This window comes from Bradyrhizobium sp. SZCCT0153 (assembly GCF_018129995.1).
Lineage (GTDB): Bacteria > Pseudomonadota > Alphaproteobacteria > Rhizobiales > Xanthobacteraceae > Bradyrhizobium > Bradyrhizobium japonicum_G.
The window spans coordinates 205,380-220,452 of the sequence record NZ_JAFCKS010000008.1; the positions used below are offsets into that span (position 1 = coordinate 205,380).

The 15,073-nt window shown below is 64.8% G+C and carries 12 protein-coding genes; 4 read left to right on the forward strand and 8 right to left on the reverse strand.

Annotated features, from left to right (window positions below):
• Positions 1 to 61: 61 nt before the first annotated feature.
• The 3 genes from JQ572_RS29125 to lepA form a co-directional block, all read right to left on the reverse strand.
• Positions 62 to 1,282: an MFS transporter gene (locus JQ572_RS29125; RefSeq protein ID WP_211386268.1), complete on the reverse strand. Its 1,221-nt coding sequence runs from the start codon at positions 1,280 to 1,282 to the stop codon at positions 62 to 64.
• Between the two features lie 143 nt (positions 1,283 to 1,425).
• Entirely contained in the window at positions 1,426 to 1,725 is a 300-nt protein-coding gene (locus JQ572_RS29130) for an antibiotic biosynthesis monooxygenase family protein (protein WP_211386269.1), read from the reverse strand.
• 184 nt (positions 1,726 to 1,909) lie between these two features.
• A complete protein-coding gene (gene lepA, locus JQ572_RS29135; protein WP_211386270.1) occupies positions 1,910 to 3,721 on the reverse strand; it encodes a translation elongation factor 4 in 1,812 nt (603 codons plus the stop codon).
• A 114-nt stretch (positions 3,722 to 3,835) separates the two neighbouring features.
• Between lepA and JQ572_RS29140 the strand changes: the two genes are divergently transcribed.
• Entirely contained in the window at positions 3,836 to 5,461 is a 1,626-nt protein-coding gene (locus tag JQ572_RS29140; RefSeq protein WP_211386271.1) for a glycosyltransferase family 39 protein, read from the forward strand.
• Positions 5,462 to 5,478: 17 nt separating this feature from the next.
• On the opposite strand, the gene JQ572_RS29145 is transcribed toward JQ572_RS29140, so the two are convergent.
• The 5 genes from JQ572_RS29145 to JQ572_RS29165 all read right to left on the reverse strand — a co-directional run bounded on the left by JQ572_RS29145 (position 5,479) and on the right by JQ572_RS29165 (position 9,466).
• A complete protein-coding gene (locus tag JQ572_RS29145; protein ID WP_211386272.1) occupies positions 5,479 to 5,796 on the reverse strand; it encodes an HPr family phosphocarrier protein in 318 nt (105 codons plus the stop codon).
• Positions 5,793 to 6,194, reverse strand: coding sequence for a PTS sugar transporter subunit IIA (locus tag JQ572_RS29150; RefSeq protein ID WP_007597752.1), 402 nt, complete (start codon positions 6,192 to 6,194; stop codon positions 5,793 to 5,795). The genes JQ572_RS29145 and JQ572_RS29150 overlap by 4 nt, the downstream gene beginning before the upstream one ends.
• A gap of 133 nt (positions 6,195 to 6,327) precedes the next feature.
• Positions 6,328 to 6,852, reverse strand: a complete 525-nt coding sequence (locus JQ572_RS29155) for an HPr kinase/phosphorylase (RefSeq protein ID WP_211386273.1) — start codon at positions 6,850 to 6,852, stop codon at positions 6,328 to 6,330.
• Positions 6,849 to 8,648 (reverse strand): sensor histidine kinase, encoded by a 1,800-nt coding sequence (locus JQ572_RS29160; protein WP_211386274.1) that lies wholly within the window; start codon positions 8,646 to 8,648, stop codon positions 6,849 to 6,851. Before JQ572_RS29160 ends, JQ572_RS29155 begins: the two co-directional genes overlap by 4 nt.
• Before the next feature lie 116 nt (positions 8,649 to 8,764).
• The gene (locus JQ572_RS29165) at positions 8,765 to 9,466 is read right to left on the reverse strand and encodes a response regulator transcription factor (protein ID WP_007597749.1); all 702 of its coding nucleotides are present in this window, start codon (positions 9,464 to 9,466) and stop codon (positions 8,765 to 8,767) included.
• Between the two features lie 239 nt (positions 9,467 to 9,705).
• Here JQ572_RS29165 and JQ572_RS29170 point away from each other — a divergent pair, with 239 nt between their 5' ends.
• The 3 genes from JQ572_RS29170 to JQ572_RS29180 all read left to right on the forward strand — a co-directional run bounded on the left by JQ572_RS29170 (position 9,706) and on the right by JQ572_RS29180 (position 15,019).
• The gene (locus JQ572_RS29170) at positions 9,706 to 10,440 is read left to right on the forward strand and encodes a HugZ family pyridoxamine 5'-phosphate oxidase (RefSeq protein WP_211386275.1); all 735 of its coding nucleotides are present in this window, start codon (positions 9,706 to 9,708) and stop codon (positions 10,438 to 10,440) included.
• Between the two features lie 74 nt (positions 10,441 to 10,514).
• Complete coding sequence (locus tag JQ572_RS29175) at positions 10,515 to 13,109, forward strand: CHAT domain-containing tetratricopeptide repeat protein (protein WP_211386276.1); 2,595 nt, start codon at positions 10,515 to 10,517, stop codon at positions 13,107 to 13,109.
• A 293-nt stretch (positions 13,110 to 13,402) separates the two neighbouring features.
• Positions 13,403 to 15,019: a phosphoenolpyruvate carboxykinase gene (locus tag JQ572_RS29180; protein WP_211386277.1), complete on the forward strand. Its 1,617-nt coding sequence runs from the start codon at positions 13,403 to 13,405 to the stop codon at positions 15,017 to 15,019.
• Positions 15,020 to 15,073: the final 54 nt, after the last annotated feature.

Sequence of the window (15,073 nt, forward strand, 5' to 3'; positions counted from 1 at the left end):
TACGGAAACGACCGACCGGTCACGCCCCGCGATGATGACATCATGCCGGTGTTTTGCCCCGTCAGACCGCGGCGCGGCCCAGGTCGAGCGATTGCCCGCGTTTGGTCGGGAAGCTCAGCGCCACAGCGACGGCGGCAAGTCCGATCGCGAAGGAGCCGGCGTGCAGCCATGTGTAGCGCTGGAAATTGTCGAACACGAGTCCACCGGCCCATGGCCCGAACGCCATGCCGAGGCTGGCAAAGGCTGACACAGCGCCGAACACGGTGCCCATGATGCGTGCACCGAAGAATTCGCGGACCAGCACCGCATAGAGCGGCATCACCCCGCCATAGGCGAGGCCGAAGACGACCGAGAGCGCGTAGAATTCCCCGAGCTGGGCCACGGCGAGATAGGTCGCGATGCACATCGCCTGCACGAACAGGCCGCCGACCAGTACCGGTTTTGCGCCGATGCGGTCGGCAGCAGCGCCCAGCAGCAGGCGCCCGCCGAGGCCGGCGACGCCGGCGACGCTGTAGACCGTCACCGCCGTGAGCGGAGCGATGCCGCACACCATCGCATAGGACACCATGTGGAAGATCGGGCCGGAATGCGCGGCGCAGCAGGCGAAATGCGCCGCCGCGAGCGTGATGAACTGCGGCGTGCGCAGCGCCTGCGCCGCGGTCAACTCGACGTCCGGTGCCGTGTCCGCAGTTGCGGGGCCGGCCGTGGCGGGCGCCGGACGCACCAGGAAGCAGGCCGGGATCAGCAGCGCCCATGCGGCGACGCCGATCACCAGCATCGCGGTGCGCCAGTCATAGGCCGTGATCAGCCAGCTTGCGGTTGGGGCGATCGTCACCGGCGACACGCCCATGCCGGCGGAGACAAGTGCCACTGCGAGACTGCGGTTCTTCTCGATCCACGCGCTCGCGAGCGCCATCATCGGCGCGTAGAAGCTGCCGGCGGCAATCCCTATCAGCGTGCCAAAGAAAAGCTGGAACTGCCACAAGCTTGCCGCCTGGCTCGCGGCCACGATACCAAGGCCCAGCAAAATACTTCCAGCAAGGACCACGATGCGGGTGCCGTACCGGTCCGACAGCGTGCCCCAGAAGAACGCGGCAATGCCCATGCAGAGGAAATCCAGCGTCGCCGCCGCGGACACGCCGGCGCGCGACCAGCCCATCGATTCCGAGATCGGCTGCAGGAAGACCGCAAGCGACAGCATGGTGCCGAAGCCGACACAGGTCATCAGCGCGCCCGCGGCGACAACGACCCAGCCATAGTCGAAGCCTGATGGCTTGCTCATGCGTTTCCTCAGCGCTTTTTGTATTGTTGATGGTGCGCGCGGGGATGGTGACCCATCTGCCGGCAGAGGGCAAGGCTGCCGGCGGCGGGGTTGCGCGTCGCGGCATTTAGAACCCGTGCGGCATGCTGCGGCACTGCAAGATCTCAGTCGCTCTTGGGAGCGTCCGCCATCGGAAGCAGCTCCAGCTTCGCGGATGATTTTTCCAGCAGCCCGGCGTGCGCCGCACGCCGAGGATCATTCCGATAGCTTTGAAAGTCCGCATCGGATGCGAAGCTGACGATATGCATCTCGATGGTGCCGTCGAGATTTCGAAGCCGCCGCTCCAGATATCCGTTGAACTCGGGCAAGAGCGGCAGAACCGCATCCTCGTAGGCGCGAAAGTCCGCGACACCCTCTGCGGGGATTCGGGGGATGAGCACGAGCGTGACTGGGGTGGTTTTCATCGCCGCCTGCCGACCGCTGCCATGATGCCACTATGCCAGTGTTTTGCCCGACGCTTCAAGTGCGATTTCGTAAAATCGAAAAACGTAATGCGGACAAGCCCCTCGCTACTGTGCATGGGGTTGTTTTCGCATTTCTTGTTCGAGCCGAGGCCTGCGCGGCCGGAGCGAGGCTCGCGGTGATGCCTCAGCTATCCACCTTCAGCGCGGCAATGAAGGCTTCCTGCGGGATGTCGACCTTGCCGAACTGCCGCATTTTCTTCTTGCCTTCCTTCTGCTTCTCCAGAAGTTTGCGCTTACGTGTGATGTCGCCGCCGTAGCACTTTGCGGTGACGTCCTTGCGCAGCGCGCGGACGGTTTCGCGTGCGATCACCTTGCCGCCGATCGCCGCCTGGATCGGGATCTGGAACATGTGCGGCGGGATCAGGTCCTTCATCTTCTCGACCATGGCGCGGCCGCGGCCTTCGGCGCGGGTCCGATGCACCAGCATCGAGAGCGCGTCGACCGGCTCGTTGTTGACCAGGATCTGCATCTTGACTAGATCCGCCGGCTTGTAGTCGGTCAGATGATAGTCGAACGAGGCGTAGCCCTTGGAGACCGATTTCAGGCGGTCGTAGAAGTCGAACACCACTTCGTTGAGCGGCAGATCGTATTTCACCATGGCGCGGGAGCCGACATAGGTCAGCTCTTTCTGCACGCCGCGGCGGTCCTGGCACAGCTTCAGTACGCTGCCGAGATATTCGTCGGGGGTGAGGATCGTCGCCTCGATCCAGGGCTCCTGGATCTCCGCGATCTTGACCACGTCGGGCATGTCGACGGGGTTGTGAATCGAAATTTCCTGACCGTCGGTCAGGCTCATCTTGTAGATCACGCTGGGCGCGGTCGCGATCAGGTTGAGATCGAACTCGCGCGACAGACGTTCCTGGATGATCTCCAGATGCAGCAGCCCGAGGAAGCCGCAGCGGAAGCCGAAGCCGAGTGCGGCCGACGTTTCCATCTCGTAGGAGAAGCTGGCATCGTTCAGGCGCAGCTTGCCCATCGCCGCGCGCAAGGTCTCGAAGTCATCGGCGTCGGCAGGGAACAGGCCGCAGAACACCACGGGGATGGCCGGCTTGAAGCCCGGCAGCATCTCGGTGACAGGCTTCCTGTCGTCGGTGATGGTGTCGCCGACGCGGGTGTCGGCGACTTCCTTGATTGCGGCGGTAATGAAGCCGATCTCGCCGGGACCGAGCTCGTCGACCTGGGTCATCTTCGGCGTGAAGAAACCCACGCGCTCGATGTCATAGGCCGCGCCCGTGCCCATCATGCGGACCCGGCTGCCCTTCTTCATGACGCCGTCGACGACGCGGATCAGCACGACGACGCCGAGATAGACGTCGTACCAGCTGTCGACCAGCAGCGCCTTCAGCGTCGCGTCGCGATCGCCCTTCGGCGGCGGCAGGCGGGTGACGATGGCCTCGAGCACGTCGGGAACGCCGAGGCCGGTCTTGGCCGAGATCATCACGGCGTCTGACGCGTCGATGCCGATGACGTCCTCGATCTGCTGCTTCACCTTCTCGGGTTCGGCCGCAGGAAGGTCGACCTTGTTCAGGACCGGAACGATCTCATGACCCGCGTCGAGCGCGTGGTAGACGTTGGCGAGCGTCTGCGCTTCGACGCCCTGGCTGGCGTCGACCACGAGCAGGGAACCCTCGCAGGCCGCCAGCGACCGCGAGACTTCGTAGGCGAAGTCGACATGGCCGGGCGTGTCCATCAGGTTGAAGATGTAGTCCTTGCCGTCCTTGGCGTGGTAGGCGAGCCGCACCGTCTGCGCCTTGATGGTGATGCCGCGCTCGCGCTCGATGTCCATGGAATCGAGCACCTGCTCCTTGCCGGCCATTTCGCGGTCGGTGAGCCCGCCGGTCATCTGGATCAGGCGGTCGGCCAGCGTCGATTTGCCATGGTCGATATGGGCGACGATGGAGAAATTGCGGATGTTGGAAATGGGGACGGTCGTCATGGGCGCGGGATACCACTCACATCCCCGTGCGGCAACCATATTGCTGTATTTTCAGGGGCTTTCTTCACGCCAAGCTGATTCCACGCGGGTCCAAAACGCGCTACGCAACGCCTGATGTCCACGACCTCAATCCCGTCCGCCAGGGCGCGCGCGAAAACCCGGGTGAGCTTTGGCCGCTTCCGGGCCTGGCTGGTCGCCTGCGCGACCCGCCCGGAGGCCCGCCTGTGGCTGGTGATCCAGTTCGCCATCCTGCATGCGGTGCTCTGGACCTTCATCCTGATCAATCTGAAGGCGGCGCAGGACGTTCACATGGACGTCGCAGAAGCCTGGGGCTGGGGCCAGAAATTCCTGCTCGGCTATGGCAAGCATCCGCCGCTGTCGGGCTGGGTGGCCGGGGTCTGGTTCATGGCATTCCCGGCGACGGACTGGGCGACCTATGCGCTGGCGATGGCGACCGTCGGCGTCGGCATGGTGATCTGCTGGCTGGTTGCCTTGCGCGTGGTGGACGCACGGCGCGCGTTCCTGGTCGTGGTGATGATCGCGCTCTACCCGATCTTCAATTTCAAGGGTTTCAAATACAACCCCGACCTGCTCCAGCTGGTCACGCTGCCGCTCGTCGTGCTCGCTTATCTCAACGCGTTCGAGAAGCGGAGCTGGCAGTCCGGAATCCTGCTTGGCCTTGCCGGCGCGCTGGCGCTGATGACCAAATATTGGGTGCTGACCATGATCGGCGCCATCGGCCTCGCCGCGCTGATCCATCCGGAGCGGATGAGATTCCTGCTGTCGCCGGCGCCGTGGGCGGCGATCGCGACGATGATCGTTGCGATGATCCCGCACGTCGTCTGGCTGGCGCAGGCGCATTTCATGCCGCTGACCTATGCGGGCGATACCTACAGCCTCGAGGACAGCGGCCAGGTGCATGAACTCGTGGCCGGCTATGTCCTGCATAATGTTGCGCTGCTGGCGCTGCCGGTGGCGCTGGCCGCGCTCGCAATGGCGCTGGTGCCGCATTGGCTGCCGCTGCTCACGCGCGCCCCCTTGCGCCTCGTCACGCGCGCCTGGGCGCGTGGTCCCAATCCGGGCGTCAATGTTTCGCAGGCGCTGAACGTCTGGATGATCCAGATCATCGTCGCGGTCGGACCGCCGCTCGGTGCGCTGATCTTCAGCATCTACATGAAGACGGATTGGGGCATCTCGCTGTTCTTCCTAGTGCCTTTGGTGCTGGTCGCGATCCCCGCGTTGCGGGTGCAGAGTGCGGCCCTGTTCAACATCGCGGCGATCTGGCTCGTGCTCAGCGTCGCGACGCTCATGGCCTCGCCCTGGATCGCCGCGCGCGAGATGGCGGCCAATGCCGGCAACACGGCGACCTATGGCGCGCGCTCGGAGCTGGCGCGCGAACTGACGCAGGTCTGGCACGCGCGTTTTGCCTCGCGCTGGGCGGTCGTCGCCGGCACCATGGAATCGATCCAGCCGATGGTGTTCTACAGCCCGGATCATCCGGCCGCGCTGGTGCCGATCGAAGCCTGGGATTCCGGACTGACCTCGCGCGAGGACGTCAAGCGATACGGCTTCATCGGCGTGTTCGATCCGACCGACGGCCGTTTGCCTGCGTTCGAGAAATGGGTGGCCGAGGTCGCACCGAACGCCGAGCGCGTCGTGATGACGACGCGCCGCTTCACCCACGGCAGGCCCGGCCCGTCGATGAGCTGGAACATCTACATCGCTGCGCCGGGGAAGTGAGCGAGCGCTGCGAAGCGCTAAATCCCTTCCTCGTTGAACTTGCTTTCAATGAGCTCGGTGATCGCCGCGAGCGCAGCGTCAGCATCATCGCCCGCAGCCGCGACCGTGATCGTCGTGCCGGGACCGGCCGCGAGCATCATCAGGCCCATGATCGAGGTGCCGCCGACGGTCTCGCCGCCGCGCGTCACCCAGATCTGCGCATTGAAGCGCTCGACCATCTGAACGAACTTCGCCGAGGCGCGGGCATGAAGGCCGCGCTTGTTGATGATCAGGAGCTCTTTGGAGATCGCGCCCGCGGGCACGCCCGTCCCGGCTTGCGGCGCCTCCTCGCTCATTTGCCGGCGAGCACGCGGCTGGCGATGGTGACGTATTTACGGCCCGCTTCCTGCGCCATTGCGATCGCGTCGGGCAGCGGACGCTCCTCGCGCACCTTGGCAAGCTTCACGAGCATGGGAAGGTTGATGCCCGCGAGGACTTCGACCTTCGGCCGGCTCATGCAGGATATTGCCAGGTTGGATGGCGTGCCGCCGAACATGTCGGTGAGGATCGCGACGCCGTCGCCGGAATCGACGCGGTTGACCGCCTCGATGATGTCGCTTCGGCACAGATCGGAATCATCTTCGGCGCCGATCGTGATCGCTTCGATTTGCTTTTGTGGGCCCATGACATGCTCAAGCGCTGCCTTGAATTCGTCGGCAAGGCGCCCGTGGGTCACAAGTACTAGACCTATCATCGGAAAACTCCTCGCGGGCGCTTTTGGTGCACCGCACGAACGCGCCACTTTGACCATCCAGAGCCCCTGCGCAAGAGGGGATGTTGCGTATCTCCCTGAATCTAGACGGATGGATGAGGGGAGCTGCGCCGGTCTATTCGGTCGCGATAGTGGGGTTCATATGGTTACCATTTCCCTTCAAACAATCGCCTGAGGGGTTAACCGAAGATGAACTCTTGGTAGTGGTCAAGGCCGCAACAACCAGTGGGAGGGGCGAATAGTCGCGGCCGACCGGGATTCGCGGTATTTCGACACCTAAAATGCTTGTTTTCAGGGATTCGGCCGGCGGCAGCCGCTCCGCGTCCGCCGCGTCCAGATCGACCACGAGGCCGACGGTCGCATGCTCCACGAAGTCGCAGCTGCGGATTCCCAGTCCCCGTATCTCGATCAGGCCGGCCAGTATCGGTGCGGGGCGGACTTCAATTTCGCGGCCGACTGTCGCCAGATGGACACGGTCATCACCGACCAGAACGGCCCTTTCGACCACGCCGGTGCGTCCCGCCATGATCAAATCGAAGGCAAGGCGCGACTTGCCGGAGCCGGAGGGCCCGCGGATCAGCACCGCCAAAGTCCCGACCCTGACCGCGGAGGCATGAACGCTGGGGCCGCCGTCGCTCATAGCGCCGGCAGCCTCACCACGAAGCGCGCGCCGACGACGGTAGGCGCTCCGTCCTCGTCCGCCGGGCCGGCGCGGTTCTCGGCCCAGATGCGTCCGCCATGGGCGTCGACGATCTGCTTGGAGATCGACAGCCCGAGGCCCGAATTCTGGCCAAAGCCCTGATGTGGACGGTCGGTGTAGAAGCGCTCGAAGATGCGCTCCAGCGCGTCGTCGCGGATGCCGGGTCCGTCGTCGTCGACGACGATCTCGATCTCCGAGCGGACGCGGCGGCAGGTGAGGCGGACCTTGCTGCCGGGCTCGGAGAACGACTGTGCGTTGGAGAGCAAGTTCGAGACCACCTGCCCAAGCCGCGAATCGTGGCCGGTCACGGCGAAGGCGTCGGTCGGGCTGCGGCCCTCGAAGCGCGTCTCGACCGCGACGTCATGGCCGAGCTTGGTTTCATTGGCGACGGAGACGAGCGTCGTCAGCAGGCGGCGCAGGTCGACCGCGATCGCATCCTGACGCTGCAACTCGGCATCGAGACGGCTGGCGTCGGAGATGTCCGAGATCAGCCGGTCGAGCCGCTTGACATCGTGCTCGATCACCTCGAGCAGGCGCGCGCGGCTGGTCTCGTTGCGCGCCAGCGGCAACGTCTCGACCGCGGAGCGCAGCGAGGTCAGCGGGTTCTTCAATTCGTGCGCCACATCGGCGGCGAACATCTCGATCGCCTCGATGCGGCTGTAGAGCGCGCTGGTCATGTCGCGCAGCGCGCCGGAAAGATGCCCGATCTCGTCGCGGCGGCGCGTGAAGTCGGGAATCTCTATGCGGGCCTTGATGCGGCGGCGGACGCTCTCGGCGCTGTCGGCCAGCCGGCGCACGGGGCCCGCGATCGTGCTGGCCAGCAACAGCGACAGCATGATCATGACCGCGGCGGCGACGCCGCCCACTTTGAGGATGGCGAGGCGCTCGGCGGTGACCATCTGGTCGATGTCGTCGCCCTGCGTCGACAGCATCAGCGCGCCGTGGATGGCGCGCGAGCGCAGCACGGGGACCGCGACCGAGACGATCACCTCGCCGCGCGCATTGACGCGGACCATCGAGCGTTTCTGGCCCTGCAGCGCATCGCTCACTTCAGCATAGCCATTGCCGTTTTCGGGCCCGAGCTCGCGGTAGAGCGGCAGGTCGCCGCGGTTCAGCCAGGTGCGCACCGCGACCATGCCGCGCTCGACCACGCCGGGCTTCTCGGCGGACAGGGGTGGAAGCGGGAACCGCAACACGTTCTCGAGGTTGCGGCTGTCGAGCAGCAGGCTGCCGTTCGGATCGTAGATGCGGGCGCGCGTCTTGGTCGGCGAGATCAGCGTGCGCAGGACCGGCGCGACGCGCTCCGGATTGATAGGAAAATCCAGCGGCGAATAGTCGTCCGACCCGCCATAGGTCTCGCCCGGCTTGAGGTCGAGCAGCCGGTCGGGATCGATCGTGATGGCGTTGGTCTGCACCGTCGCGGAGGCCGCGATCGCGCCGGCGATGATCTCGGCCTGCACCAAGAGGCTCTGCGCGCGCGCGTCGATCAGGCCGGCGCGGAACTGCGACAGATAAAGGATGCTCGCGACCAGCGCGACGAGGCCGGCGAGGTTGAGCGAGACGATACGGCGGGTCAGGCTCGAGAAAGACAGCGCGAAGAAGAATTGCCCGGCGCGCTTCAGCCAGTTCAGTGGGCGCCAGCCTTGCGGCTTGTCTTCGGCGACGTGCTCCGAAACGCCGTCGGATGCGACATCCCCGGCGTTCTGGTTCTCGTCAGGCTGCGTTCGGTCAAGCAATGCTCATGCCCGCGTTAGGACAGCTCGTGCGAAGGTCCCCGCATCCTAGAGCTATCCCGGTCCCGATGGAACGAGAACCGGAGACGCTCTCGACGTTCGTGAAGGCGCGTCGCGCCTCAGGCTTCCTTGAAGCGGTAGCCGACGCCGTAGAGCGTCTCGATCATCTCGAACTCGTTGTCGACCACCTTGAACTTCTTGCGCAGCCGCTTGATGTGGCTGTCGATGGTGCGGTCGTCGACATAGACCTGGTCGTCATAGGCGGCGTCCATCAGCGCGTTGCGGCTCTTCACCACGCCGGGCCGGGTCGCGAGCGCCTGCAGGATCAGGAATTCGGTGACGGTCAGCGTCACCGGCTCGTTCTTCCAGGTGCAGGTATGCCGTTCCGGATCCATGCGCAGCAGGCCGCGGTCGAGCGCCTTGGCGTCGTTCTCCTTCGGCGTGACGGTCGGGTCCTTCGGCGCCGAGCGGCGCAGCACCGCCTTGACGCGTTCGACCAGCAGGCGCTGCGAGAACGGTTTGCGGATGAAGTCGTCGGCGCCCATCTTGAGGCCGAACAGCTCGTCGATCTCTTCGTCCTTGGAGGTCAGGAAGATCACCGGCAGGTCGGATTTCTGCCGCAGACGGCGCAGCGTCTCCATGCCGTCCATGCGCGGCATCTTGATGTCGAGGATGGCGAGATCGGGTTGGGTGGTGCGGAAACCGTCAAGCGCGGAGGCGCCGTCGGTGTAGGTCATGATGCGATAGCCTTCGGCCTCCAGCGCGATCGAGACGGATGTGAGAATGTTGCGGTCGTCGTCGACCAAAGCGATTGTGGGCATGAGCCTCTGCTTTCTGCTTTCCGTTTGGGTCGTGGCTTGAACGGCGAGCAATCCACTGATGCGCCGCATACATGGGTGCCGAATTGGCCTTCGAACCTTGTCACCGAGCAATGCAAGCTGGGCTGAAGTGTGACGAAGTTCCACGAAAGGCGGCAGATTCGCCGCATCTCGACCCATAACCGGGCCCCGGTTTACTCGAAAAAAGGCCCTCCTTGCAACCACCTGACCCGAGAAAGCCGATGCAACCAACCCCCGATTTCGACCCCGGAAAGCTCGCCAGATCGCTGCTCAGGCGGTCGCGGCAGGGCGCTCTCGCAACGTTGATGGTGGCCAGTGGTGATCCCTATTGTTCCCTGGTCAATCTGGCGAGCCATCCGGACGGCTCGCCCATCCTGCTGATCTCGGGATTGGCCGTGCACACCAGGAACATCCTCGCCGACAGCCGGGTCTCCCTGATGCTGGACGAACGGGCGGCGGGCGATCCCCTTGAAGGTGCCCGGATCATGCTGTCCGGCCACGCCGAGCAGGCCGATGCCGACAAGGATCTGCTCCAGCGACGGTATCTCAGTGCCCATCCGTCGGCGGAAGCCTTTGTTTCCTTTAAAGATTTCTCATTCTTCCGGATCCGGCCGACGGGAACCCATCTGGTCGCCGGCTTCGGCCGCATCGTCGATCTCAAGCCGGAGCAGTTCCTCACGGACCTCACCGGCGCCGAGGACCTGCTGGCGGCAGAGGAGGGGGCGGTCGCGCACATGAATGCCGATCACCGCGACGCCATGGGCCTCTATGCCACAAAACTGCTCGGCGCGGCCGAAGGCGACTGGCGCTGCACCGGGTGTGACCCCGAAGGCCTCGACATGCAGGACGGCCAGACCGCATTGCGGCTGGACTTCCCGGAGCGGGTGACTGATGGCACGGCGCTGCGCAAAATGCTGGTCCGCCTCGCCGGCGAGGCGCGCGCCAAGACAGGCTAGCGATAATTTGAACGCTCCCGCCCATCGCCGCGACCCAAATCCGTAATGGTTCGAGGTCGGCAGCGAGGGGGTTCATGACACGCCGTCGTTTGACGCTGATTGCGGGTTTGGCGCTCGCGATCGCTGCATCGCTGGCCACGCCAGGCTATGCCCAGAAGGGCGATCTGTCCACGCAGAGCGCGCGGATCAACGCGCTGAGAAGTGCCGGCAAATATTCGGAGGCGCTACCGCTGGCGCAGGCCATGGTCGCGAGCGTGGAGAAGACCAGCAACATCCGCGATCTCGCGGCCGCGCTCAACAATCTCGGGCAGATCCACGCAGATCAGGGACGCGACGACCAAGCCGAACCGCTCTACAAGCGCGCCATTGCGCTGATGGAGAAGGGGACAGGTCTCGATAGCGTCGAGATCGCGCCCCTGCTGACGAATCTCGCCGCGCTCGATCAGCGGCAGAGTCGTTATGCCGAAGCCGAGCCGCTGTTCAAGCGCGCGCTCGCCGTTCGCGAGAAGGGGCTGTCGCGCGAACATCCCGATGTCGGCCAGTCCCTCAACAATCTCGCCACGCTCTATGTGAAACAGCAGCACTATGCGGACGCCGAGCCGCTGTTTCAGCGGGCGCTCGCGATCTACCAAAAGGCCGCTGGCCCCGAGCATCCGGCGGTGGCAACCGTCCTGAACAACGTCGGCCAGGTCTATCGCGACCTCAACCGCGATGCGGACGCCGAGGCGCCGATCAGGCGCTCGCTCGCAATCCGCGAGAAGGTGCTGGGACCGGATCATCCCGACGTCGCGCGCTCGCTGAACAATCTCGCCGGCCTTTACGAGCATCAGCAGCGCTACGCCGATGCCGAGCCGCTTTATCGCCGCGCGCTCGTCATCCGCGAGCGTGCACTCGGTCCCGATCATCCCGACGTCGCGACCTCGACCAGCAATCTGGCCTATTTTCTCCACGTCTCCGGGCGGAACGCGGACGCGCTGCCGCTAGCGGAAAAGACGCTTCGGGGGGATCGCGCGCAGTTGCGCGTCGTGTTGCCGGTCCTGTTCGCAGCGCGGCAGCAATCGCTCCTGGCCGGCGACACGGCGCTTGACGAGGCCCTCGCCGCGATCCAGCGCGGCACGCAATCCTCCGCCGCTTCCGCCGTCAACAAGCTTGCGGTGCGCCTCGCTGCCGGCAGTGACCTTCTCGCGGAGCTGGTGCGCCGGGACCAGGATCTCGCGGCCGAGTCCGAGGCGCTCGACAAGGCGATCATGACCGCGGTTTCGAAGCAATCGGCCCAACGCGACGTCGCATCGGAGCAGCGCAACCGCGCGCGCATTGCGGCGATCGCGAACGAGCGCGCGGGCTTGCAGAAGAGGCTCGCGGTTGAGTTTCCCGATTACGCCTCGCTGTCCAATCCCCTGCCGCTCACGGTAAAGGAGGTTCAGCCTCTGCTGTCGGCCGACGAGGCGATGGTGCTCTACGCCGTCGTGGACAAGCAGAGCTATGTCATGGCGATCACGCGCGAGGGCGTCGACTGGAAGGCGATTCCACTCGGCGCGGATGCTCTGACGCAGAAGGTGACTTCATTCCGCAAGGGACTCGACGTCGGCAAGGCGCGTGATGCGTCCGGCAAATCCGGATTGTTCGATCTCGGGCTCGCCCACGAGCTCTATGTCGCGCTGCTCGGTCCGGTCGAGGCGTTGATCAAGGACAAGCGCAGCCTGCTGGTGGTGCCCTCGGCTGCGCTGACCGCATTGCCGTTTCATCTGCTGGTCACGGAGACGCCGCAGGCTGCGATCCCGGACACGCTCGAAGGCTATCGCGGCGCCGCCTGGCTGTTGCGGCGTCAGGCCGTCTCGGTGCTGCCGTCGGTGGCCAGCCTGAAATCGCTGCGCGCGTTTGCGCGCAAGGACCAGAGTATAAAGCCGATGACCGGCTTTGGCGATCCGGTCTTCAACCCTGCGCTCGAAGCGCCCGCCGACCGTCGTGCGGCGAGCGGCAAGGTCGCTGCGCGCAGCGTCGCGACGATTGCCTATACCGATTTCTGGCGCGGTGCCGGCGTCGACCGCGCGCGGCTGGCCCAGGCGCTGCCGCAACTGCCTGACACCGCCGACGAGCTGAACGCGGTGGCGAGGGACGTCGGCGCGGCCGAGGCCGACATCCATCTCGGCCGCGACGCCAGCGAAACGACACTCAAGCGTGCAGCGCTTGCTCAATACAGCATCATCTACTTCGCCACCCACGGCCTCGTTGCCGGCGATGTCAAGGGATTGGGCGAGCCCTCGCTCGCGCTCTCCATTCCCGATCAACCCACGGAGCTCGACGACGGTCTGCTGACCGCGAGCGAAGTCGCCCAGCTCAAGCTCAATGCGGATTGGGTTGTGCTGTCGGCCTGCAACACCATCGCAGGCGACAAGCCCGGCGCCGAGGCCCTGTCGGGACTGGCGCGCTCATTCTTCTATGCCGGCGCCCGCGCACTCCTGGTCTCGCATTGGGCAGTGGATTCGGAAGCTGCCACCCGCTTGACCACGTCGACTTTCGAGCTGCTCAAAAACGAACCAAAAGTCGGCCGTGCCGAAGCCTTGCGCCGCGCGATGTTGACGTATGTTGATGACGCATCGTCGCCGCGCAACGCCTATCCCGCGATGTGGGGGCCGTTCGCGCTCATCGGCGAGGGCGAGGTACGATAGAACGGCCCGGCATTAGTCTCCGATTGTGCGTCGCAATAACCCTCGGAAACGCCGAAACAAGCGTTTGGTTGCGCGACCATTCGCAATTTTTTGATGCGCCTGCTCAGAGCTGTCATGCGCGACGTTTGGCGCGGTCCTTGAATAAACCAAATCCTGCGGGATCAGCTTGGCAACGCAAGCGTTCATCAGTATTAGGTCGTCCAACCGAGGCCGGGCGGCCTACTATTCACGGTGACCGCGGCGGCGCCAAAGCATGATCGCGCTGAGTGTCGCGGGTTCTAGGAGGATTTTTCGTGCAAGAGACGGGCGTGCGCAACGGTGCCTTCGGTGCCGACAAATTCGGCTTAAAGAATCTCAAACAGGTTCACTGGAACCTCGGCGCACCGCAGCTTTACCAATATTCGCTCTCCGCGGGCGAGGCGGTGCTCTCGGCCGACGGCGCGCTCTGCGCGGACACCGGTGAATTCACCGGCCGTAGCCCGAAGGACAAGTTCACGGTCCGCGACGCCACCACCGACAAGAAGATGTGGTGGGCCGGCAACCAATCGATCACCGCTGAGCAGTTCGAGACGCTGTACCAGGACTTCCTCAAGCACGCCGAAGGCAAGTCGCTGTTCGCGCAGGACCTGTATGGCGGCGCCGATCCGGCCTACCGGATCAAGACCCGCGTCTTCACCGAGCTCGCCTGGCACTCGCTGTTCATCCGCACGCTTTTGATCCGCCCCGAGGCGATCGAGCTGTCGACCTTCACGCCCGAGCTCACCATCATCGACATGCCGAGCTTCCGCGCCGATCCGAAGCGCCATGGCTGCAAGTCGGAGAACGTCGTTGCGATCGACTTCGCCCGCAAGATCGTGTTGATCGGCGGCTCCTATTATGCCGGCGAGATGAAGAAGTCGGTCTTCACCACGCTGAACTACTATCTGCCCGAGCGCGGCGTGATGCCGATGCACTGCTCGGCCAATGTCGGCGCCAAGGGCGATGCCGCGATCTTCTTCGGGCTTTCAGGCACCGGCAAGACCACGCTGTCGGCCGATCCGAACCGCACGCTGATCGGTGACGACGAGCACGGCTGGGGCCCGAACGGCGTCTTCAACTTCGAAGGCGGCTGCTATGCCAAGTGCATCAAGCTGTCGCAGGAAGCCGAGCCCGAGATCTATGCGGCATCGACCCGCTTCGGCGCGGTGCTCGAGAACTGCGTACTCGACGAGGACACCCGCGTGGTGGACTTCGACGACGGCTCCAAGACCGAGAACACCCGCTCGGCCTACCCGCTCGACTTCATCCCGAACGCTTCGCGCACCGGCCGCGCGCCGCAGCCGAAGAACGTGGTGATGCTCGCCGCGGACGCCTTCGGCGTGCTGCCGCCGATCGCCAAACTGTCGCCTGCGCAGGCGATGTACCACTTCCTCTCCGGTTACACCGCCAAGGTCGCGGGCACGGAGCGCGGCCTCGGCAACGAGCCGCAGCCGGAATTTTCCACCTGCTTCGGCTCGCCGTTCCTCCCCCTCGATCCATCCGTCTACGGCAACATGCTGCGCGACCTGATCGCCCAGCACAATGTCGACTGCTGGTTGGTCAACACCGGTTGGACCGGCGGCAAGTATGGCACCGGCTCGCGCATGCCGATCAAGGTGACGCGCGCTCTGCTCACCGCCGCGCTCGATGGCTCCTTGCGCAACGTCGAATTCCGCACCGACAAATATTTCGGCTTCGCGGTTCCGACCGCCCTGCCGGGCGTTCCCTCCGAGATCCTCAACCCGGTCAACACCTGGAAGGACAAGGACGAGTTCGACAAGACCGCCCGCGCGCTGGTCGGCATGTTCCAGAAGAACTTTGCCAAGTTCGAAGCCCAGGTCGACGCCGAGGTCCGCGCCGCCGCGCCGGACGTGAAGCTCGCCGCTGAGTAAGGTCGCGCTGCTTGAAATGCGAAAGGGCGGCCGAAAGGCTGCCCTTTTTGTTTC